Source organism: Labedaea rhizosphaerae (genome assembly GCF_004362825.1).
Taxonomy (GTDB): Bacteria; Actinomycetota; Actinomycetes; order Mycobacteriales; family Pseudonocardiaceae; genus Labedaea; species Labedaea rhizosphaerae.
This window is the reverse complement of record NZ_SNXZ01000008.1, coordinates 177574-198135: the sequence shown is the minus strand read 5'-3', so window position 1 is coordinate 198135 and position 20562 is coordinate 177574. Positions and strand designations below refer to the sequence as shown.

General features: G+C 70.2%; 18 protein-coding genes and 1 riboswitch. Of the genes, 6 read left to right on the top strand and 12 right to left on the bottom strand.

Translation table 11 applies throughout. From position 1 onward, the window contains the following. The first annotated feature begins 181 nt into the window (after nucleotides 1-181). The 6 genes from EV186_RS33605 to EV186_RS33580 all read left to right on the top strand — a co-directional run bounded on the left by EV186_RS33605 (nucleotide 182) and on the right by EV186_RS33580 (nucleotide 6637). Nucleotides 182-1513 carry a hemolysin family protein gene (locus EV186_RS33605; RefSeq protein ID WP_133853534.1) on the top strand — a complete coding sequence of 444 codons (1332 nt, stop codon included), beginning with the start codon at nucleotides 182-184 and terminating at the stop codon, nucleotides 1511-1513. Then, a complete protein-coding gene (locus EV186_RS33600) occupies nucleotides 1510-2556 on the top strand; it encodes a hemolysin family protein (RefSeq protein WP_133853533.1) in 1047 nt (348 codons plus the stop codon). Before EV186_RS33605 ends, EV186_RS33600 begins: the two co-directional genes overlap by 4 nt. Further along, nucleotides 2553-3422, top strand: coding sequence for a 3-methyladenine DNA glycosylase (locus EV186_RS33595; protein WP_133853532.1), 870 nt, complete (start codon nucleotides 2553-2555; stop codon nucleotides 3420-3422). Before EV186_RS33600 ends, EV186_RS33595 begins: the two co-directional genes overlap by 4 nt. Before the next feature lie 209 nt (nucleotides 3423-3631). Further along, nucleotides 3632-5422 (top strand): substrate-binding domain-containing protein, encoded by a 1791-nt coding sequence (locus EV186_RS33590; RefSeq protein ID WP_133853531.1) that lies wholly within the window; start codon nucleotides 3632-3634, stop codon nucleotides 5420-5422. Nucleotides 5423-5481: 59 nt separating this feature from the next. After that, nucleotides 5482-5991 carry a SecDF P1 head subdomain-containing protein gene (locus tag EV186_RS33585; RefSeq protein ID WP_133853530.1) on the top strand — a complete coding sequence of 170 codons (510 nt, stop codon included), beginning with the start codon at nucleotides 5482-5484 and terminating at the stop codon, nucleotides 5989-5991. A 40-nt stretch (nucleotides 5992-6031) separates the two neighbouring features. Beyond that, entirely contained in the window at nucleotides 6032-6637 is a 606-nt protein-coding gene (locus EV186_RS33580) for a SecDF P1 head subdomain-containing protein (RefSeq protein WP_133853529.1), read from the top strand. Between the two features lie 6 nt (nucleotides 6638-6643). On the opposite strand, the gene EV186_RS33575 is transcribed toward EV186_RS33580, so the two are convergent. The 12 genes from EV186_RS33575 to EV186_RS33515 form a co-directional block, all read right to left on the bottom strand. Further along, nucleotides 6644-7471 (bottom strand): aldo/keto reductase, encoded by an 828-nt coding sequence (locus EV186_RS33575; RefSeq protein WP_133853528.1) that lies wholly within the window; start codon nucleotides 7469-7471, stop codon nucleotides 6644-6646. Nucleotides 7472-7721: 250 nt separating this feature from the next. Continuing rightward, nucleotides 7722-10598 (bottom strand): aminomethyl-transferring glycine dehydrogenase, encoded by a 2877-nt coding sequence (gene gcvP / locus EV186_RS33570; protein WP_133853527.1) that lies wholly within the window; start codon nucleotides 10596-10598, stop codon nucleotides 7722-7724. A 154-nt stretch (nucleotides 10599-10752) separates the two neighbouring features. Continuing rightward, nucleotides 10753-10850: riboswitch (glycine riboswitch) on the bottom strand. 189 nt (nucleotides 10851-11039) lie between these two features. Then, nucleotides 11040-11732 carry a hypothetical protein gene (locus EV186_RS33565; RefSeq protein ID WP_133853526.1) on the bottom strand — a complete coding sequence of 231 codons (693 nt, stop codon included), beginning with the start codon at nucleotides 11730-11732 and terminating at the stop codon, nucleotides 11040-11042. 92 nt (nucleotides 11733-11824) lie between these two features. Next, a complete protein-coding gene (locus EV186_RS33560; protein ID WP_133853525.1) occupies nucleotides 11825-12391 on the bottom strand; it encodes a MerR family transcriptional regulator in 567 nt (188 codons plus the stop codon). Between the two features lie 235 nt (nucleotides 12392-12626). Further along, on the bottom strand, nucleotides 12627-13103 hold the full coding sequence (locus EV186_RS33555) for a bifunctional nuclease family protein (RefSeq protein ID WP_133853524.1): 477 nt from the start codon (nucleotides 13101-13103) through the stop codon (nucleotides 12627-12629). A 145-nt stretch (nucleotides 13104-13248) separates the two neighbouring features. Continuing rightward, nucleotides 13249-13956, bottom strand: a complete 708-nt coding sequence (gene ftsR / locus EV186_RS33550) for a transcriptional regulator FtsR (RefSeq protein WP_133853523.1) — start codon at nucleotides 13954-13956, stop codon at nucleotides 13249-13251. 19 nt (nucleotides 13957-13975) lie between these two features. Next, complete coding sequence (gene garA, locus EV186_RS33545; RefSeq protein ID WP_133853522.1) at nucleotides 13976-14425, bottom strand: glycogen accumulation regulator GarA; 450 nt, start codon at nucleotides 14423-14425, stop codon at nucleotides 13976-13978. A 129-nt stretch (nucleotides 14426-14554) separates the two neighbouring features. Continuing rightward, nucleotides 14555-14923, bottom strand: a complete 369-nt coding sequence (gcvH, locus tag EV186_RS33540; protein WP_208115934.1) for a glycine cleavage system protein GcvH — start codon at nucleotides 14921-14923, stop codon at nucleotides 14555-14557. 16 nt (nucleotides 14924-14939) lie between these two features. Continuing rightward, entirely contained in the window at nucleotides 14940-15605 is a 666-nt protein-coding gene (gene clsA / locus EV186_RS33535; protein WP_424983970.1) for a cardiolipin synthase ClsA, read from the bottom strand. 339 nt (nucleotides 15606-15944) lie between these two features. Then, complete coding sequence (locus EV186_RS33525; protein ID WP_133853780.1) at nucleotides 15945-17663, bottom strand: MFS transporter; 1719 nt, start codon at nucleotides 17661-17663, stop codon at nucleotides 15945-15947. A 227-nt stretch (nucleotides 17664-17890) separates the two neighbouring features. Continuing rightward, nucleotides 17891-19603, bottom strand: a complete 1713-nt coding sequence (locus tag EV186_RS33520; RefSeq protein WP_133853519.1) for an AMP-binding protein — start codon at nucleotides 19601-19603, stop codon at nucleotides 17891-17893. 119 nt (nucleotides 19604-19722) lie between these two features. Then, nucleotides 19723-20556 carry a crotonase/enoyl-CoA hydratase family protein gene (locus tag EV186_RS33515; protein WP_133853518.1) on the bottom strand — a complete coding sequence of 278 codons (834 nt, stop codon included), beginning with the start codon at nucleotides 20554-20556 and terminating at the stop codon, nucleotides 19723-19725. Nucleotides 20557-20562 lie beyond the last annotated feature (6 nt).

Sequence of the window (20562 nt, the reverse complement as noted above, 5' to 3'; positions counted from 1 at the left end):
TACTCTCCGGTTCCTGGAGTTCGTCAAGTGGTCCGTGCGTGCGGCGACGGCCCTCTACACTGGACCCGCGTATCGCAATCTCGAGGAGTGACGCTTCAGTGCCCAGTGCACCGTCCCCTGGCTGCAGTAGCCAGCCGGGTGGGAGACCCGGCTCATCGATCTCATCCACGCGGGCACGCCGATGACGACCCTGCTCGCAATCCTCGGTGTCCTCGCGATGGTGGTGCTGACCCTGGGCACCGCACTGTTCGTCGCCGCCGAGTTCGCGTTGACCACGCTCGAGCGCAGCACGATCGACAACCACGTCGCCCGCGCCGGTGACCGCCGCGCGCAGAACATCGCCAAGGCGCACCGGTCGCTGTCGTTCCAGCTCTCCGGCGCGCAGCTCGGCATCACGATCACCACGCTGGTCACGGGTTTCGTGGCCGAGCCCGCCATCGCCACGCTGATCGAGCCCGCCCTGACGGGGATCGGCCTGCCCAAGGGCGCGGCCGACCCGATCGCCGTGGCCCTGGCGCTGATCATCGCCACGGCGCTGTCGATGGTGTTCGGCGAACTGGTGCCGAAGAACCTCGCCATCGCGAAGCCGCTGCCCACCGCGCGTGCGGTCGCCGGCCTGCAGGTGCGGTTCACCGCGATGTTCCGCTGGCTGATCCGCGGGCTGAACGGCTCGGCGAACTGGACGGTGCGCAGGCTCGGCGTCGAACCCGCCGAGGAACTGCGTTCCGCGCGGTCGCCGCAGGAGCTGGTCTCGCTGGTCCGCTCCAGCGCCGCGGGCGGCACCATCGACCGCGGCACGGCCACGTTGCTCGGCCGGTCGCTGCGCTTCGGTGAGCGCACGGCGGACGAACTGATGACCCCACGCGTGCAGGTCGAGGCGTTGCGCGCGGACGCGACCGTGCTCGACCTGATCGAGCTGGCCCGCAAGACCGGCTTCTCCCGCTTCCCCGTGCACGGCGGCGACCTCGACGAGGTGACCGGCATCGTGCACGTCAAGCAGGTCTTCGGCGTGCCCACCCGCCAACGCGCGACGACCAGGGTCTCCTCGCTGGCCCGGCCGGTGGTCACCGTGCCCGAGAGCCTGGACGGCGACACGCTGCTCGAACGCCTGCGCGGGTCCGGCCTGCAGGTCGCCCTCGTGGTCGACGAGTACGGCGGCACCGCGGGGCTGGTCACCCTCGAGGACCTGGTCGAGGAGATCGTCGGCGACGTGCGCGACGAGCACGACCGCGCCGAGATCAGCCCGGTCCGGCCGCTCGGGCGCAACAGCTGGATGGTCTCCGGGCTGCTGCGCGACGACGAGGTGGCCGACGCGACCGGGTTCCGGATGCCCGAGGGCGACTACGAAACCCTCGCCGGGCTCGTGCTCTACCGCCTCGGCCGGATCCCCGAAGTCAACGACGAGATCCAGGTGGACGGCTGGCGCGTCACCGTGATGCGCATGGACAAGCACCGGGTCGCCGAGCTGCGCGTCGCGAAGCTCGCGCCGGTGCCGGGCGAGGTGGTCTCCTGATGGACGCGCTCGCCCTTGGCGTGACCCTGTTGTTGTTGCTGGGCAACGGTTTCTTCGTCGGTGCCGAGTTCGGCATCATCACCGCGCGCCGCGACCGGCTGGAACTGCTCGCCGCCGAAGGCAGCAGCCGCGCGCAGACGGTGATCGACGCGGGCAAGCAGCTGCCGTTGCTGATCGCGGGCGCGCAGCTGGGCATCACCGTGTGCTCGCTGGGCCTCGGCGCGCTCGCCGAGCCGACCGTGGCCGGGCTGCTGGAGCGGCCGTTCGCGCCGCTGGGCATCCCGGAGGCGTTGCTGCACGGGGTGGCCTTCGCGATCGCCTTGTCGATCGTGACCGCCCTGCACACCGTGCTCGGTGAGATGGTGCCGAAGAACCTCGCGATCGCGGGGCCGGAGCGCGCGGCCACGTGGCTGGTGCCCATCCACTTCGCGTTCTGCCGGCTGGTGCGGCCGCTGCTGTCGTTCTTCACGATGGTCGCGCAGGCGGTGTTGAAGCTCGCCCACGTGACCCCGAAGGACGAGCTGGAGACCGCGTACACCTCCGACGAGCTGACCACGATGATCGCGGAGTCGCGGCGCGAGGGCCTGCTCGAGGACAACGAGCACCGGCGGCTGACCAACACGCTGCACTCGGTCGACCGCACCGTCGCCGACGTGATGGTGCCGCTGGACCAGCTGACCACCGTGCCGCAGAACCCGACGGTGGCCGACATCGAACGGGCCGTGGCCGCCACCGGCTTCTCCCGGTTCCCGGTGCGGATGGCCGATGGCCGGCTCAACGGCTACATCCACATCAAGGACGTGCTCGACCTGGCCGCGTCACCGGACGCGCCGGTGCCGGAGGCGCGGGTGCGCGGATTGCCCGAGCTGCCCGTGGATTCGCGCCTGGACGAGGCGCTCGCCGCGCTGCGCCGGGCCCGCAGCCACGTGGCCAAGGCCGTCGCCACCGACCGGACGGTGCTCGGGCTGGTGGCCTTGGAGGACCTCCTTGAGGAGTACGTCGGCACCGTCCGCGATGGCACGCACATCGGGTCGGGCGCATGACCGTGCTTGCGGCGGCGGACTGGCGGGCCCGGCGGGCCGCGCACGTCGCGCGGATGCGTTGCTGGACCGAGCCGCACGCGCGGCGCCGGGCGCGCGGCGAGCGGCACCCGGTGCTGGACTTCCTCTTCGAGTACTACCGGTTTCGTCCGTCCTATTTGGAGCGTTGGCACCCGGGGCCGGGCGTGACATTGGCGGACGCAACCGAATACCTGCGGTGGCCCGCTTATCGTGCGGTCGACGACGGCGTCGCGCTGGACCTCACGGCGCTCGGCCCGCGCGTGCGCACGGCGGAGTTCGTGCACGGACTGCTGTCCGCCTCGGCGGCACGCAAGCCCCGGCTGGGCTGCTTCGGCATGCACGAGTGGGCGATGGTGTACCGGGATCCCGACTCGCGCCGCCATCCCGCGCCCCTGCGCCTCGGCCCGGCCGGCACCGACGAGGTGCTGGAGTCGTTGCCGGTGCGGTGCACGCACTACGACGCGTTCCGCTTCTTCACCCCGCAGGCGCGCCCACGCAACCCCGTCCAGCTGACGCGCGCCGATCAGGTGGCCTTCGAGCAGCCGGGCTGCCTGCACGCGGGCATGGATCTGTACAAGTGGTGCACGAAGCTGGACCCGTTCGTGCCGTCGGAGCTGACGGCGCGGTGCTTCGAACTGGCCGTGGACATCCGCGAGCTGGACATGCGGGCCAGTCCGTACGACCTGCGCGCATACGGGTACGAGCCGGTGGCGGTGGAGACCGAACGCGGGCGGGCGGAGTACGTGCGGGCGCAGGCCGGGTTCGCGCAGCGGGCTCGTCCGTTGCGGGCGGAGCTGATCGAGTTGAGCGCGCTCCTGCTCGACCACGCAGGCACCCGCGTCAACTGATCGGGCTCGAGCTGATCGGGCCTCAGTGGCCCGGTGACCGGATCGGCTGCGCAGTGTGAAGATCACTCACCGTAGTTCTGATTGACCCGCCCTGTTCACCGATTAGAGTGCTATCGCCGGTGGCTTCCCTGGTCGGGGACGGAGGATGCCCGGAAGGTCGTTACGGACCGGAATCGGACGGGTCGGACGACGCTGGAAAGGGGCGTTGCATGGGTCGACACCGCTCGCTGGAGGAAGCGACGCGGCGCCGAGGCATCGCAAGCTGGCCGTTCGCCGTCCTCGCGGTCGTGGTGCTCGTCCTGCTCGGCTGGCTCGGCTGGAGCTGGGCGTCGAGCATCATGGACCGCCGCGCCGCGGCCGCGGCGCACGACTGCCCGCAGGGCCAGGCCGTGCTCAAGGTCGCCGTCGCGCCCAGCGTGGAGAAGCCGCTCAAGGAGGCGGCCAAGCGCTGGAACGACGCCAGGACCGTCGTCTACGAGCACTGCGTGCGGGTCACCATCGTCGCGATCGACTCCAACGAAGTCCTCACCGGACTGACCGGCAAGTGGAACGAGGGCAAGGTCGGCACCCGCCCGCAGGCCTGGCTGCCGGAGTCCTCCCTCTGGACCAACCGGCTCGCGGCCACCGACAACACCCTGCTCGGCTCGGCGCCGGTGTCCGTCGCCACCAGCCCGGTCGTGCTCGCCGTGCCCGGGGACGGCGCCGCCGCGCTCGCCATGACCACCAAGCTCAGCTGGGGCACCCTCGCGAGCGTCGCCGCGGACCCCGACGGCTGGAGCCGGCTCGACCGCAAGGGCTGGGGCCGGTTCACCGTCGCGCTCCCCGACCCGGCGACCAACCCGGCCAGCGGCCTGGCCATCCAGAGCGCGCTCGCGGGCGTCGCGAAGAAGCCCGAGGGCCCGCTCACCGGCAAGATGATGAGCACGCCGCCGGTGCAGACCGGCATCGCCCAGCTCGCCGGGGCACAGCCGGGCGACCTGCCGGACACCACGCAGGGCGCGCTCGTGATGCTCGGCGGCTCCAAGAGCGTGCGGGGCGCGCCGTTCAGCGCGGTGGCCACCACCGAGGTCGACCTGTACCGGCGCAACACCGGCATCGACGGCCAGCCCCCGGCCGCCAACGCGCTGATCGAGGTGGCCGCGAACGGCCCGAGCCCGGTCGCGGACTTCCCGTTCGTCGCGCTGGCCGGCAAGGGCGTCGACCAGACGCAGATCCGCGCGGCGCAGTCGTTCCGCGAGTTCCTCTCGGCCGCCGAACAGCAGGTGGAGTTCAGCAAGGCCGGGCTGCGCGCGGACGGCGCCTCGCAGTACCCGGTGAAGGCCCCCGGCATGCGCTGGGACTCGACCTTCGGTGACCTCAAGCCCGCCGACTCGACGACCACCCAGCAGGTCAACGCGACGTGGAAGAACATCGCCGACGGCGGGCAGATCGTCACCGTCATGGCCGACGTCTCACGCACGATGGACTTCGACGGCGGGCAGGGCAAGAGCCGGATGGAGTGGGTGAAATCCGCCCTGAGCGGCATGGCCGACTGGACGGTGTCCGGCTCGCTCGGCCTCTGGGAGTACAGCGGCGGTCTGCAGGGCGAACCGTACGAGCAGCTCGCCCAGACCCTGCCGGTGACCTCGCAACGCAAGGCGCTGCACGCCGCCGTCGACCAGCTCGCCGAACCCTCCGGTGCGCGCGACCTCTACAGCAGCGTGAAGGCGTGCTACGAGGCCGCGCAGCAGGCCTACGTGCCCGGCAAGCGCAACCGCATCGTCGTGATCGTCGGCGGGGCGAACGAGGCGGGCATCTCCTACTCGCAGCTGCGCGCGGACCTCGACGCGATCGCGTTGTCCAGCAAGCCGATCGAGATCAGCTTCGTGACGGTCGGCCCCAACCCCGACCGCGTCCAGTTGCAGGAACTGGCTTCGATCACCCACGGCAGCGTGGCGTCGGTGACGGACGGGACCGGGTTGAACGCGACGCTGGCCCAGACCTTGTCCGCGGTCGACTGAGCGGTGTGCGCGGCGGCCGTCCCCGATGCCGCCGCGCGGCGCGATGGCATGCTCTACGCGTGATCTTTTCTCGTCGCGGGCTGCTCGCCGGTCTGGCCGCCGTGTTGCTCGCCGCCGGGTGCACCACCGCGGTCCAGGGTACCGCCCGCCCTGTGCCGCAACCCGTACCGCCGACGACGGCGCACCGGACGGTGGCGCCCGAACGGATCCAGTTCCGCCTCGTGGTCACCGACGGGACGGGCGGGCTGACCATGACCGACCGCGACGGCAAGCAGTACGTGGTCGGCGAGGTCGAGCTGGACGGCACCAAGGTCTTGTCCGCGCACGCGGACTTCCAGGCGGAGTACCGGAGCTGGGTGGTGACCGTGCGGCTCACCAGCGCGGGCGCCGCCGCGTTCGGCCAGCTGACCAGCGCCCACGTCAACCAGCAGCTGGCGATCGTGGTCGACGACGTCGTGGTGAGCGCGCCGACGATCCAGTCGGCGATCACCGACGGCGTGGTGCAGATCAGCGGGACCTTCACCCAGGACGAGGCGACCGGGCTCGCGGACTCGATCAACGGCCGCTAGATCATCACCGGAAACGGTTCCGGCCTGCGAAAATTGGGTTGTGACCAGGTCCGCACGCTTAGTGATCACCGTGCTGGCCGCCCTCGCCGTCGGGGCCCTCTTCGCTGGGTGCGCGACCGAGGTGGCCGGCGCCGCGCAAGCCGAGCCCCGTGCTGCGCGGTTGGCCGCGCCGGATCGCCTGCAGATCCGGCTCGTGCTCGAGGACGTCACCGACCTCACCGCCACGACCACGGCCCCGGTGCCGGTCGAACGCTCGCAGGCGAGCAACGACAACCCCGTGCCGGGCACCGTGATCCGGCCCTCGGCCCCCACCGGCTCGGTCGTGGCGGCCGACGCCGACGGCCACCGGTACCTGCTCGGGCCGGTCGAGCTGGACGGCGCGCAGATCGAGTCGGCGAAGGCCAAGCCCAACCCGGTCGACAAGGGCAACTGGGAAGTGGACATCACCATGACCGCGACCGGCCGGGCCGCGTTCACGGAACTGACCAAGGTGAACACCGGTCAGCGGTTCGCGATCGTGGCCTCCGGTCAGGTGCTCAGCGCACCCCGCATCACCACGGTGATCGACCAGGGCAAGGTCCGCATCACCGGTGGCTTCACCAAAGGCGAAGCCACCGAGCTCGCGGACTCGATCAACCGCGGGTAGCCCGCGTCAGGCGCCGAACTCGTCCGGGTTCGGCCCGAACCGCTTGCCCGCCTCCAGGTCGCCGATCGCCGCCATGTCGTCCTCGGCGAGCTCGAAGTCGAAGACCTGGAAGTTCTCCTCGATGCGGGCCGGGGTGGCCGACTTCGGGATCACGATGGTGCCCAGCTGCAGGTGCCAGCGCAGGATCACCTGGGCCGGCGTGCGGCCGTACTTGCGGGCCAGGGTGCCGATCGACTCGTCCCGGATGAGCTCGCCCTGACCGAGCGGGCTCCACGCCTCCGTGGCGATGCCGTGCTCGGCGTGCACCGCGCGCAGGTCCGCCTGCTGCAGCCGCGGGTGCAGCTCGACCTGGTTGACCGCCGGCACGGTGCCGGTGTCCTCGAAGAGCCGGTTCAGGTGCGAGGGCTGGAAGTTCGACACGCCGATGGAGCGCACCCGGCCCTCCGCGCGCAGCTTCTCGAACGCGCGCCAGGTCTCGACGTACTTGTCGGCGCCGGGCGCGGGCCAGTGGATCAGGTAGAGGTCCACGTAGTCGAGGCCGAGCTTCGCCATGCTCGCGTCGAACGCCCGCATGGTGGAGTCGTAGCCCTGGTCGTCGTTCCACAGTTTGGTGGTGACGTAGAGGTCCTCGCGCGCGATGCCGGAGTCGCGCAGCGCCTGGCCGACACCCTTCTCGTTGCGGTAGGCCGCGGCCGTGTCGATGCTGCGGTAACCCGTCTCGAGCGCCTTGGTCACCACGCCCGCCACCTCGTCGGCGGGCACCTGGAACACCCCGAAGCCCAGCTGCGGGATGGTCGTGCCGTCGTTGAGCGTGATCTTGGGCATAGCGCTCATGAAGCTCCTCCTGGTCGTGGTTGGCGTCCCCAAAGGTTGGTCAACCACGACCAGGAGCAAACATTCCACGATCGGTTTCGAAGCGGCGGAGCCGCTTGTGTGGGGCTGGCAACCCGCACCGCCGCGGGTTCTCAGCCGTCTCCTCGCGAGGACAGCGCCGACGTGGTGACCTGGACGGTCATGAGTCGGCGATCCCGGAGCGAGGAGGCGGCTGAGGTTCCGCTACCCGCACCGCAACTCAGGTCGACCCTCAATGTGAATATGCGTCCACCGGGGGGCAGGAGCAGACGAGGTTGCGGTCGCCCTTCGCTCCGTCGATGCGGCGGACCGGCGGCCAGATCTTCGGGTACGTGTGCCCGGCCGGGTAGGCCGCGACCTCGCGGCTGTACGGGTGGTTCCACTCCGCCGTCAGGCACTCCGCGGTGTGCGGGGCGTTGACCAGCGGGTTGTCCTCAGCCGGCCACTCGCCCGCGGCGACCTTGTCGATCTCGCCCTTGATGGCGACCATCGCGTCGCAGAACCGGTCGAGCTCGGCCAGGTCCTCGCTCTCGGTCGGCTCCACCATCAGCGTGCCCGCCACCGGGAAGGACATGGTCGGCGCGTGCAGGCCGTAGTCGGCCAGGCGCTTGGCCACGTCGTCGACGGTTACGCCGGAGGCCTTGGTGATCGGGCGCAGGTCGAGGATGCACTCGTGCGCGACCAGGCCGTCGGCGCCGGAGTAGAGCACCGGGAAGTGCTCGTCGAGGCGGCGGGCCACGTAGTTGGCCGCCGCCACGGCGGTCAGCGTGGCGCGGCGCAGGCCGTCGCCACCCATCATCCGCACGTACGCCCACGAGATCGGCAGGATCGACGCGCTGCCCCACGGCGCCGCGCTGATCGGGCCGACGCCGGACTTGGGGCCGGCCAGCGGCTGCAGCGGGTGGTTCGGCAGGAACGGCGCCAGGTGCTCGCGCACGCCGATCGGGCCGACGCCGGGACCGCCGCCGCCGTGCGGGATGCAGAACGTCTTGTGCAGGTTCAGGTGCGAGACGTCCGAGCCGAACTTGCCGTAGCGGGCCAGGCCGATCAGCGCGTTGAGGTTCGCACCGTCGACGTAGACCTGACCGCCCGCGTCGTGCACCAGCGAGCACACCTCGCGCACGGTGTCCTCGTACACGCCGTGCGTGGACGGGTAGGTGATCATGATGGCGGCGAGGTCGGCCTTGTGAGCGTCCACAGTGGACCGCAGGTGGGCCATGTCGATGTTGCCGTTCTCGTCGCACTTGACGACGACGACGCGCATCCCGGCCATCACCGCACTGGCGGCATTGGTGCCGTGCGCGCTGGACGGGATCAGGCAGACGTCGCGCGCGGCCTCGCCGCGGTCGCGGTGGTAGGCCCGGATGGCCAGCAGACCGGCGAACTCGCCCTGGCTGCCCGCGTTGGGCTGCAGGCTGACCGCGTGGTAGCCGGTGAGCTTGGCCAGCCACTCCTCCAGGTCGTGCACCACGCGCAGGATGCCCTCGGCGTCCTCGGCCGGCGCGAACGGGTGCAGCGCGGCGAACTCGGGCCAGGTGATCGGCTCCATCTCCGCGGTCGCGTTGAGCTTCATCGTGCAGGAGCCCAACGGGATCATGCTGCGATCGAGGGCGACGTCCTTGTCCGACAACGACCGCAGGTACCGCAGGAGCGCGGTTTCCGAGTGGTGGCGCGAGAAGACCGGGTGGGTCAGGTACTCGCTCGTGCGGGCCAGACCGGCGGCGAAGGCGTCGTCGGTCTTGGCATCCAGTGCGTCCACATCGGACACCGAAACGCCGAATGCCTGCCACACCAGGTGCAGCTGGGCGATGCCGGTGGTCTCGTCGCAGGCGATGCCGACGTGGTCGGCGTCCGCGCGGCGCAGCGTGACGCCCAGCTCGCGGCCCTTGGCCACGACCTCGGCGGCGCGGCCCTCGACCTTGGCCAGCACGGTGTCGAAGAACGTGTCGTGCGCGACGGTCACGCCGTTCTCGCGCAGCCCTTCGGCCAGGACGGCCGCCATGCGGTGCACGCGGGTCGCGATGTTCTTCAGGCCGTCTGGGCCGTGGTAGACCGCGTACATCGAGGCCACCACGGCGAGCAGGACCTGCGCGGTGCAGATGTTGCTGGTCGCCTTCTCCCGGCGGATGTGCTGCTCACGGGTCTGCAGCGCGAGGCGGTACGCGGGGTTGCCGTCGGCGTCCACGCTCACCCCGACCAGGCGGCCGGGCAGCTGGCGTTCCAGGCCGGAGCGCACGGCCAGGTACCCGGCGTGCGGGCCGCCGAAGCCCATCGGCACGCCGAAGCGCTGGGTCGTGCCGACGGCGACGTCCGCGCCGATCTCGCCGGGCGCGCGCAGCAGGGTCAGCGCGAGCAGGTCGGCGGCCATGACGACCTGGGCGCCCCGTTCGTGGGCGGCGGTGACCAGGGCTTCGTGGTCGCGTACGGCGCCGCTGGTGCCGGGGTAGGACAGCAGGACGCCGAAGAACTCGCCCTCGGGCAGCCCGTCGGCCAGGTCGGCTACCTCGACCTCGATGCCCAGCGGCTCGGCGCGGGTCTCGAGCACGGCGATCGTCTGCGGGAACGTGTCCGCGTCCACGACGAACCGCGCCGACTTGCTGCGCCCGGCCCGGCGCAGCAGCGTCATCGCCTCGGCGGCCGCGGTCGCCTCGTCCAGCACGGACGCACCCGCGACCGGCAGGCCCGTCAGGTCCTCGACCATGGTCTGGAAGTTCAGCAGGGCCTCGAGGCGGCCCTGGGAGATTTCCGGCTGGTACGGGGTGTAGGCGGTGTACCAGGCCGGGCTCTCCAGCACGTTGCGCAGGATCACCGGCGGGGTGACGGTGCCGTAGTAGCCCAGGCCGATCATCGGCGTGGTCAGCCGGTTGCTCCCGGCCAGCGCGCGGAGTTCGGTGAGGGCCTGGTGCTCGGTGGCGGGCGGCGGCAGTTCGAGGTCGAGGTCGCGTTCCCGGATGGAGTCCGGCACCGCGCGCACGGCGAGCTCGTCGAGCGAGCCGACGCCGATCGTGTCGAGCATCTTGGCCAGTTCGGCGGGCCGCGGGCCGATGTGGCGGTCGGCGAACGGCGTGCCGTGCTCGAGCGCGGCGAGGGGAAGGCGGTCGGTCGTCATGCGCTGGCGCCTTTCGGACGGTGGGCCGGGCGGACTTGTGTCCTGCCCTCCCCCTCTGTCCTTGCCCGCCGGAGCAGGCGCCTGAGAGCTTCACCCGGTTCGCGGCCGGGCTTGCACCGTCGGCGGGGCCAAGTGGCCCGCTTTCCAGAGTGGTCTCGTCCGCACGGTCCTTTGTGCCTGAGAGGTTCCGGGGAGGAGTTGCTCCTTCGGCGCCGATCCGGGGTCCGGACCGGGCTCTCCCGCACGGGGTCGATGACTACCCGAACAGCCTACATCCCCTGATCGCTCCCGGGGTGTGTCCCACCTTCCACTCAGGTGTGTCCCCCGTTCCGACCCGGTGTGTCCCCCGTTCCAACCGGGCGTGTCCCCTCTTCCGGGCACGCCCGATGCGCGTCCACCCCGCCGCGGGCTGCTGGTGAGCACGCCCGCAGCGGAGATCACTCAGTCGTTCTGGTTGTTGAGCTGCGCCGGCAGCTGGGACTGGATGCAGCTACGGGCCACGAAGAACCACTGGGTCTCGCCGCCGACGTCCGCGCGGATCATCGACGCGCCGTTGTCGCGGGTCGAGTAGCGGTAGCCGCCGGAGGTGGGCAGCGCGACGCCGAGCGGGTCGTGCAGGACGCCGGTCTGGAAGCTGCTGTCGACGAAGTAGTTGTAGTAGCCCGCGCACGCGGACGGGTTGATCGGCACCACGATCGCACCGTCGCCGGTGTGCGGGGCGGCGTCGAAGTCGTGGCCGAAGCTCAGGCGGTGGACCATCCGGTTGGCCGTGTCGTCGCTGCAGGAGTCGGCGACGGTCGTCGAGTGCGACGTGTCGAGGGCGCCCGGGACCAGCCACGCGCAGAAGTTCGAGCCGTCGCCGGCACGCCAGCGGCCGAAGTGGAAGTTGTTCGAGAGGGTCTTGCTGACGTCGTACTTGGTGCCGGCCATCGCGGTGCCCATGACGTAGCCGCACGCCTTGTTGGCCAGCCAGCCGCCGGCGGGCATGGTTCCGTGGTTGTTGCAGACCGCCGGCTTCGGCACGTTGCCGGTCGTCGTGTACTGGTTGATGGCCATGGCCGGCTGACCGGTCAGCACCACCGTCGTCAGCGTGGCCGCGACGGCGAAAGCAGCGGCCAAGAGCTTCTTGCGCACGAGAGTTCCCCGATCGTTCGTCGTTGAGATCTGACAAACCAACGGTGGAACACGGTGAGAACTAACGCAACGGTTTCTGCTCAGCCGGGCAATCAGCCTGCGTTGCGGGCCTTGCGGCGCTGGGTCAGCTCGTCGTCGACCGGGTGCTCTTCGATCACGCCGCCATCGGCCCGCTCGGCCGGGAACTCGTGGATGGTCCCGCTGATCTCACGCATGGCGCCGCTGACGGCGATGCCGAACACGCCCTGACCGCCCTGCAGCAGATCGACGACCTCTTCCGGTGACGTGCACTCGTACACCGTCGTGCCGTCGGAGAAGAGGGTGATCTTGGCCAGGTCGCGGACCCCGCGCCTGCGCAGGTAGTCCACGGCCAGCCGGATGTTCTGCAGCGAGACCCCGGTGTCCAGCAGGCGCTTGACCACCTTCAGGACCAGGATGTCCTTGAACGAGTACAGCCGCTGGCTGCCCGAACCGTGGGCCGTGCGGATCGACGGGGCGACCAGACCCGTGCGCGCCCAGTAATCGAGCTGACGGTAAGTTATGCCCGCGATCTGGCAAGCCGCCGGGCCGCGGTAGCCGACGAGCTCGTCCGGGACCGAAGCGTCCGGGAACAGTTCGCCCTGCTCGCCGTCAGCCCCGACGGGACCATCCTCGTACACGCTGCCTCCCAGGCCAGGCCCTGCGATCACACCGATACGACGGTGCGGGCCCCTTTGTGGAACCACACCGCCGCGATTCGCTGTCCTTGACGGTAGGACGGGGCCGCTGCGCGGTCAACGCGACGCGCGGGAGACGCCACCCGCAACTCGGGGCGCCGACACGCCGGGTCCGACACGCCGACGGGCACCCCAGGGGTTGGGGTGCCCGGTGGTTGCGAGTGGAAGTACTTGTGTCTCAGGTGTCCGCGCCGCGGAAGTCCTCCGGCGAGACCGAGTCGAGGAACTCGCGGAACTTCTCCACCTCGTCCTCTTGCTCGTCGGGGATGACCAGGCCGGCTTCCTGCAGGACCGAGTCCTCCGCGTGGATGGGCACGCCGGTGCGCAACGCCAGCGCCACCGAGTCGCTCGGGCGTGCCGACACGCGGATGTCACCGTCGAAGACGAGCTCGGCGAAGAACGTGCCTTCCTTGAGGTCCGTGATCCGCACCTGCTCCAGCTCACGGCCCAGGGCGCCGATGACGTCCTTGAGCAGATCGTGGGTCAACGGCCGAGCCGGGCGCACGCCCTGCTGCTCGAGCGCGATGGCCGTGGCTTCAACCGACCCGATCCAGATCGGCAGGTAACGGTCGCCCTCCGTCTCGCGCAGGAGCAAGATGGGCGAGTTCGCGGGCAACTCCACCCGCACACCCACAACACGCATCTCACTGCTCATCGGGCACCGCCTCCCTCCGCACCGACTCTCCGGCACCGGAACCGCCGGTCAAATCGAGGATCCCGCACTGGCATGTTTGACGCTACCCGCCATCTGGTGCCGATGCCCGCCATATCTTGGCTTGTTCACGGTGCGGGACAACAATTCATGGTCCGGTGAGCCGGCGCAGACCGGCCTTGACCAGCAACGTGTGCAACGAAACCGACAAGGCGGTCAGCTGTCGCGCGGTGTCGTCGGCCCGCCCGCGCGCCCCGGGATCGCGTTGCTGGTAGAGCGGTGCCACGACCTGCTCCACCAACCCGACTGTCCGGTCGGCGGCGGCCTGGAACACGCGCAGGTGCCGGGGTTCGATGCCGAAGCGGGTCAGCTCGGCGACCGTGCGGGCGAGCAGCACCGCGTCCCGGTCGTAGGTGCCGACGAGCCCGTACTGCTCGAGTTCGGCCAGCATGGGGGCGTCGATCCCGGCGGCATCGAGGAACTCCGCACGCGTGAGGTTCGCGGCGTCCTCGACGACGAACTGCTCGGCGGTGGGGAGCCCGGGCTCCGCGCTCGGCAGGTCGGGCTGGGCGTGGAGCGCGGGCCGGGCGCCGCGGTCCGCGGCGTCCAGCTGCTCCTTGATCACCCGCAGCGGCAGGTACTGATCCCGCTGCGCCGCCAGGACGTAGCGCAGCCGGTCGATGTCGGCCGAGCTGAACTGGCGGTAGCCCGACGCCGCGCGCGCCGGGCTGACGAGCCCCTCCGCCTCGAGAAACCGGATCTTGGAAATCGTGACGTCGGGGAACTCGTCTCGCAGCTGGTCGAGCACCGCGCCGATGCTGAAACCCGTCCGCGCGGGCCGACCGGCCGCGGTCATGAAGAAAACCTCTTGGGAGTTACGCGCCCGCGCCCGGTCCGGTGAGGAACACCAGGCGGAACTTGCCGATCTGCACCTCGTCGCCCCCGGCGAGCACGGCCTGGTCGACCGGCTCGCGGTTGACGTAGGTGCCGTTGAGGCTGCCGACGTCGATGACCACGAACTCGCCACCCTCACGCCGGAACTCCGCGTGGCGGCGCGAGACCGTCACGTCGTCGAGGAAGATGTCCGAGTCGGGGTGCCTGCCCGCGCTCGTCGTGTCGCGGTCCAGCAGGAAGCGCGAGCCCGCGTTGGGGCCGCGCTTGACCACCAGCAGCGCCGAACCCGGAGGGAGCGCGTCGACACCGGCGACCGAGGGCTCGGGCGCCGCCTGCGCGGGCTCCGACTCCTGCAGGAAGTCCGCGCGGAAGACCGACGTGCGCTCCGGAGACTGCTCCGGCGGGACGCCGGGCCCGTCGTTGGTGCTCACCTGAGCTCTCCTCCTGCAGATGGGAATGCGTGAATGAAGTCAAACGTACCGTGCCGGTCCGCGGCGCCGTGCAGCGCCTCCCCGCACCGTTGATCAACGTTCCAGATCTCGTGCCTGGACGAGTTCGCCTCAGTCGGCCTCGGTGGTCTTGCGGTAGTCGTCGGCGTCGAGCAGGCCGTCGAGCTCCGACTCGTCGCCGAGCTTGATCTCCACCAGCCAGCCGCCGCCGTAGGGCTCGCTGTTGATCAGTTCCGGGTTGTCCTCCAGCTCGGCGTTGACCGCCGTGACCTCGCCGGACACGGGCGCGAAGATCTCCGAGACGCTCTTGGTGGACTCGACCTCGCCGAGCGCGTCGGACGCGCCCACGGTCTTGCCCACCTCGGGCAGCTGGACGTAGACCACGTCGCCGAGCTGCTCCTGCGCGTAGTCGGTGATCCCGATCCGCACCACGCCCGCGGTGGGTGCCGCCACCCACTCATGCTCTTCGGTGTACTTCAGGTCGTCGGGTGTCACTTCACGAAAGCCCTTCTGCCGCACCAGTTCCGGGCGACATCGTAGAGCGCGCTCGCAGCGCGGCGCGCGTCTGGACCGTGTAGAGCAGTCCGGAGAAGACGAACAGCACGCCACCCCACACGGAGAAGGCGGCGGCGACCGGCCGGACGAAGTCCGCGAACCCGTTGTGGAACTGCCCCACCAGCAACATCGGGAACGCGTACATCAGGCAGAACGTGGCCGCCTTGCCGACGTAGTTGACCTCCGGTGGCGCGTACCCCGCGCGGCCGAGCACCCAGATGCAGGCCGCCACGAGCACGTCCCGCGCCACCAGCACGGCGAACACCCACCACGGGATGATGCCGCGCACGGCGAACGCCGTGATCGTGACGAGCTGGTAGAGCCGGTCGGCGGCCGGGTCGAGCAACGCGCCGAGCTTGCTCATCTGGTCCAGCCAGCGCGCGAGCTTGCCGTCCAACCAGTCGGTGAGACCGCTGAAGACCAGCACCAGGATCGCCCAGAGGTCCTGGTGGACCAGCACGAGCCACAGGAACACGGGCACGCCGAGCAACCGCAGGATGCTCAGGGCGTTGGGGATGGTCAGCCAGCGGTCGGACAGCGCGTCGCCGACCTGCTCGACCAGCTTCGTCGGTGCTCGCTCACCCGGGGTTGGTGCCACACGGGTGATTCTGCCCCGAACGGGGGCCGATCAGAGAGCGCGGGTCGGGGTCCACCCACGGCGCTCGAGATCCGAACTGCTGAAGGAGCGGGGCCGGCCCCGCCCGTCGATGCCCACCCAGCGGGTACGACCCGCCGTGCCTTCGAGGACGTACGCGTGGCCTTGGCTCCACACCACGCTGCACGGGCTCGTGGGCAAGTTGTTGCGAACTGCTGTGCTGATCTCTGCGCTCATGATGGGTCCCCTACCTCCATGAGGGGAGTCGGGCGGAACGTCCGCCGTGTTAGCCGTGACACACAGTGTGGACGATCCCAGTGAACGGCTCGTTCCGCCCCCCACCAAGAAAAGCTAGGGCCTTCGGGTACCCGCTGTGGCCGGTGGGTCGACCAACTCACTGGGGATCGTGCCGGCCTCCCCCGCGACGCCCGCGAGCTCCGCTCCGACGGACTCGGTGCCTTGCTCGGTGCCCAGCTCGGCGCCCTTGCGCCCGGACATCAGCGACGCGACCGCGGCCACCAGGCAGGCGATGATCGCGAACCAGAACGCCACGTGCAGGCCGTCGGCGAACGGGTCGGTGATCAGGCTCGGGAAGAACCCGCGGCCGGTCAGGAAGGCCGCCTGGTCCGGCGGGACGTTCCCGAGCGCGGGACCGAGCAGGTGCTGCACGGGGTTCACGCCGAGGAACGCGGCGAACAGGACCGCGACGGCGGGCAGTTGCGCGATGCCGTGCGCGGTGCCCGCGTCCACGCCGTGCGCGACCAGGCCGGTCTGCATGGCGCTGGGCAGCCGCGCGGTGAGGCCCGCGATCATCAGGCTGAAGAAGATGCCGATGGAGAGCACCATCGCCGCGTTCTGGAAGGTGGCGTTCATGCCGGCGCCGGCGCCCCGCACGTTGGCGGGCAGGCTGTTCATGACCGCGGCGCGGTTGGGCGAGGAGAACATGCCCATGCCGATGCCGTTGACGAGCAGCAGCACGGCGAAGAGCACGTAGTTGAAGTCGACCGGGATCAGCGTCAGCGCGAAGAACGTGACCGCGGTGATCACCATGCCTCCGGTGGTGAACCAGCGCTGACCCATCTTGTCCGACAGCACGCCGGAAAGCGGCGCGGAGACGAGGAACCCGACCGTCATCGGCAGCATGTAGATGCCGGCCCACAACGGCGTCTGCTCGAAGCTGTAGCCGTGCAGCGGCAGCCAGATGCCCTGCAGCCAGATGATCAGCATGAACTGCAGCCCGCCGCGGCCGAGCGAGGCGAGCAGGTTGGCGAAGTTGCCGAGGCTGTACTCGCGGTTGCGGAACAGCGACAGCTGGAAGAGCGGGTTGCGCACCCGCGTCTCGATGACGACGAACGCGATCAGCACGAGCACGCCACCGATCAGCGCGGCCAGCACCCACGGGTTGGCCCAGCCCATGGCCGCGCCGTCGTAGGGCTGCAGGCCGTAGGTGATGCCGACCAGGATCGCGATCAGGCCGACGGCGAAGGTGATGTTGCCGCCCCAGTCCATGCTCGAGTGCTTGCGCACGCCGATGTCGTGCAGCTTGAGGTAGGCCCAGATCGTGCCCAGGACGCCGAAGGGCACGGACACCAGGAAGATCCAGTGCCAGTTGACCGGGGCGAGCAGGCCACCGACGAGCAGGCCGAGGAACGAGCCGGCGATCGCGGCGACACCGTTGATGCCCAGGGCGAGCCCGCGCTGGTTCGCGGGGAACGCGTCGGTGAGGATCGCGCTGGAGTTGGCCATCAGGAACGCGCCGCCGATGCCCTGCACGATGCGCCAGCCGATCATCCACAGGGCGGCCGCGTCGCCGTTCATCCACGTGAGCGCGAGCATGATCGACGAGATCGTGAAGACGAGGAACCCGAGGTTGTACATGCGGGCGCGGCCGAACATGTCGCCCATCCGCCCGAAGCTCACCACCAGCACCGCGGTGACGACGAGGAAGCCCATCATCATCCACAGCAGGTAGCTGGTGTTGCCGGGGTCGAGCGGGTTGATCCCGATGCCGTTGAAGATGTCCGGCAGCGCGATCAGCACGATCGAGGAGTTGATCGTGGCGATCAGCATGCCCAGCGTGGTGTTCGACAGGGCGATCCACTTGTAGTGCGGGCCGAGCTCGGCAATGGACTTCGACCTGCGATCGGGTGCTCCGCCTCGGGACGCGGTGACCGACACCAGAAACCCTTCTCCCCCGGCCGCGAACGGCCGCAACGCACTCCTGTGGGAACACGTTCAGGGTAAGGGATTTCGTTGCTTAGGGCAACTATCTGGAGTGCGACCGAGGGTGTCTCCCATCACCCCTTGAGCTCGGGGAAGTCCTCCTCGCGGAACTCACCGCTGACGGTCGCCGATGCGTCGCCGTGCACCTCGTTCTCCCGCCCACGCAGCTCGACCCGCCGGATCTTCCCGGAGATCGTCTTGGGCAGTTCGGCGAACTCGAGCCGCCGGATCCGCTTGTACGGCGCCAAGTACTCGCGGCAGAAGGCCAGGATCGACTTGGCCGTGTCCGCGTTCGGCTCGTGCCCGGCGGCGAGCACCACGTACGCCTTGGGAACGGCCAGCCGGATCGGGTCCGGCGACGGCACGACGGCGGCCTCCGCCACCGCTTCGTGCTCGATCAGCACGCTCTCCAGCTCGAACGGCGAGATCCGGTAGTCCGACGCCTTGAACACGTCGTCGGCCCGCCCCACGTAGGTGATGTAGCCGTCCTCGTCACGGGAACCGACGTCCCCGGTGTGGTAGTACCCGTCCTTCATCGCCTCGGCGGTGCGCTCGTCGTCGTCGGCGTAGCCGGACATCAGCCCGACCGGGCGCTTCGCGAGGTCGATGCAGATCTCCCCCTCGTCGCAGACCTCGCCGCTGGCCGGGTCGACCAGGGCGATCGCGAACCCCGGCAGCGGGCGGCCCATCGACCCGGGCTTGACCCGCTGCCCCGGCGTGTTGGCCACCTGCACGCTGGTCTCGGTCTGGCCGAAACCGTCGCGAATGGTCCGGCCCCAAGCCTTCGAGACCTGCTCGATCACTTCGGGGTTGAGCGGCTCACCGGCCCCGACGACCTTCTGCGGCGGCGTCTTCAGCTGCGTCAGGTCGGCCTGGATGAGCATGCGCCACACGGTCGGCGGCGCGCAGAAGCTGGTGACCCCGCAGCGGTCCATTTGCGCCATCAGCGCGTTGGCGTCGAAGCGGTTGTAGTTGTAGAGGAACACCGTGGCCTCGGCGTTCCACGGCGCGAACAGGTTGCTCCACGCGTGCTTGGCCCAGCCCGGCGAGGAGATGTTGAGGTGCACGTCGCCGGGGCGCAGGCCGATCCAGTACATCGTGGACAGGTGCCCGACCGGGTAGGACACCTGCGTGTGGCGCACCAGCTTCGGCTGCGCGGTGGTGCCGGAGGTGAAGTACAGCAACAAGGTGTCGTCGGCCTTGCTCACGCCCTTGCGCTCGAACTCGGCCGGGCCGCGCGCCGAGTCGGTGTCGTAGTCGAGCCAGCCCTCGGGTGCGCCGCCCACCGCGATCCGCGTGTAGTCGCCGGGCACGTCGGCGAACTTCGGCGCGTCCTCGGCGCGCACCACGACGTGCTTGGCGTTGCCGCGGTCCACCCGGTCACGCAGGTCGGCCGAGGCGAGCAGCGTGGACGCGGGGATGATCACCGCGCCGAGCTTGATCGCGGCGAGGATGACCTCCCACAGCTGCACCTGGTTGCCCAGCATGAGGATCAGCCGGTCGCCGCGTTCGACGCCCTTGCCCTGCAGCCAGCCGGCCACCTGGGCCGAGCGCTCGGACAGCTCGGCGAACGTCCGCTTGGTCTCGGAGCCGTCCTCCTCGACGATCCACAACGCGGGCCGCGAGGCCGTCGGCTCCTGCGCGGCCACCGTGTCGAACCAGTCGAGCGCCCAGTTGAACTCGTCGAACCGGGGCCAGCGGAAGTCCCGGTACGCGGTGTCGTAGTCGTCCCCGTGCTCGACGAGGAAGTCCCTTGCGGAGCGGAAGACGTCGGCGGGCTGGGTCACGGCTGGCTCCTCGTGTTGATCAGCTGGTCTCGCGGGTCCGAGCCTGCCCCCTCGCCGCCGGTCCTGCCATCCACGCGCTGCGGTGAATCGATCAGGCCGCCGTGTTCCGGCCCAAAAGGTCAGGCCCCGCTGAACTTGGGCGGGCGGCGTTCCAGGAACGCGGCCACGGCCTCGCCGAGATCCTTGCTCGGCAGGAACGCGGAGTTCCACGCCGCGACGTAGCGCAGGCCGTCGGCCACCCGCGCCTCGCGTTCGTGGCCGAGCACGTCCTTGGTGCCCTGCACGACCAGCGGCGGGTTCGCGGCGATCTCGGCGGCGAGTTCGCGGGCCGCGGCGAGCACCGCGTCCTGGTCGGCGTGCACGTCGTTGACGAGGCCGATCTTCTCGGCGCGGGCGGCGTCGATGTCCTTGCCGGTCAAGGCGAGCTCGCGCAGGTGACCCTCGCCGATGATGCCCGCGAGGCGCTGCAGGCTGCCGAGGTCGGCGACGATCGCGACCTTCACCTCGCGCACGCTGAACTTCGCATCCGCGCTGGCCAGCCGGATGTCGCAGGCGGCGATCACGTCGACGCCGCCGCCGATGCACCAGCCGGACACCGCCGCGACGACCGGCTTGCGGCACTGCGCGATCGACGACACCGCGGCCTGCAAGCGCCGGATCGTGCCGAGGAACTCGGTGCGCGGGCCGGCCAGCGAGTCACCGCCGAGCATCCCGGCCCAGTCGCCCATCATGGCGGGCAGGTCGAGGCCGTAGGAGAAGTTCTTGCCGCTGCCGGTCAGCACGATCGCGCGGGTGTCGGGGTCGGCATCGAGCTCGGCGAAGACCTGCGGCAGCTCGCGCCAGAAGTCCGGGCCCATGGCGTTGCCCTTGCTCGGCCCGAGCAGGGTCACCTCGGCGACGTGGTCCTTGCGTTCGACGCGCAGTGAAACGAGTTCCGGTGCGGTATCGGCCATGCGGTC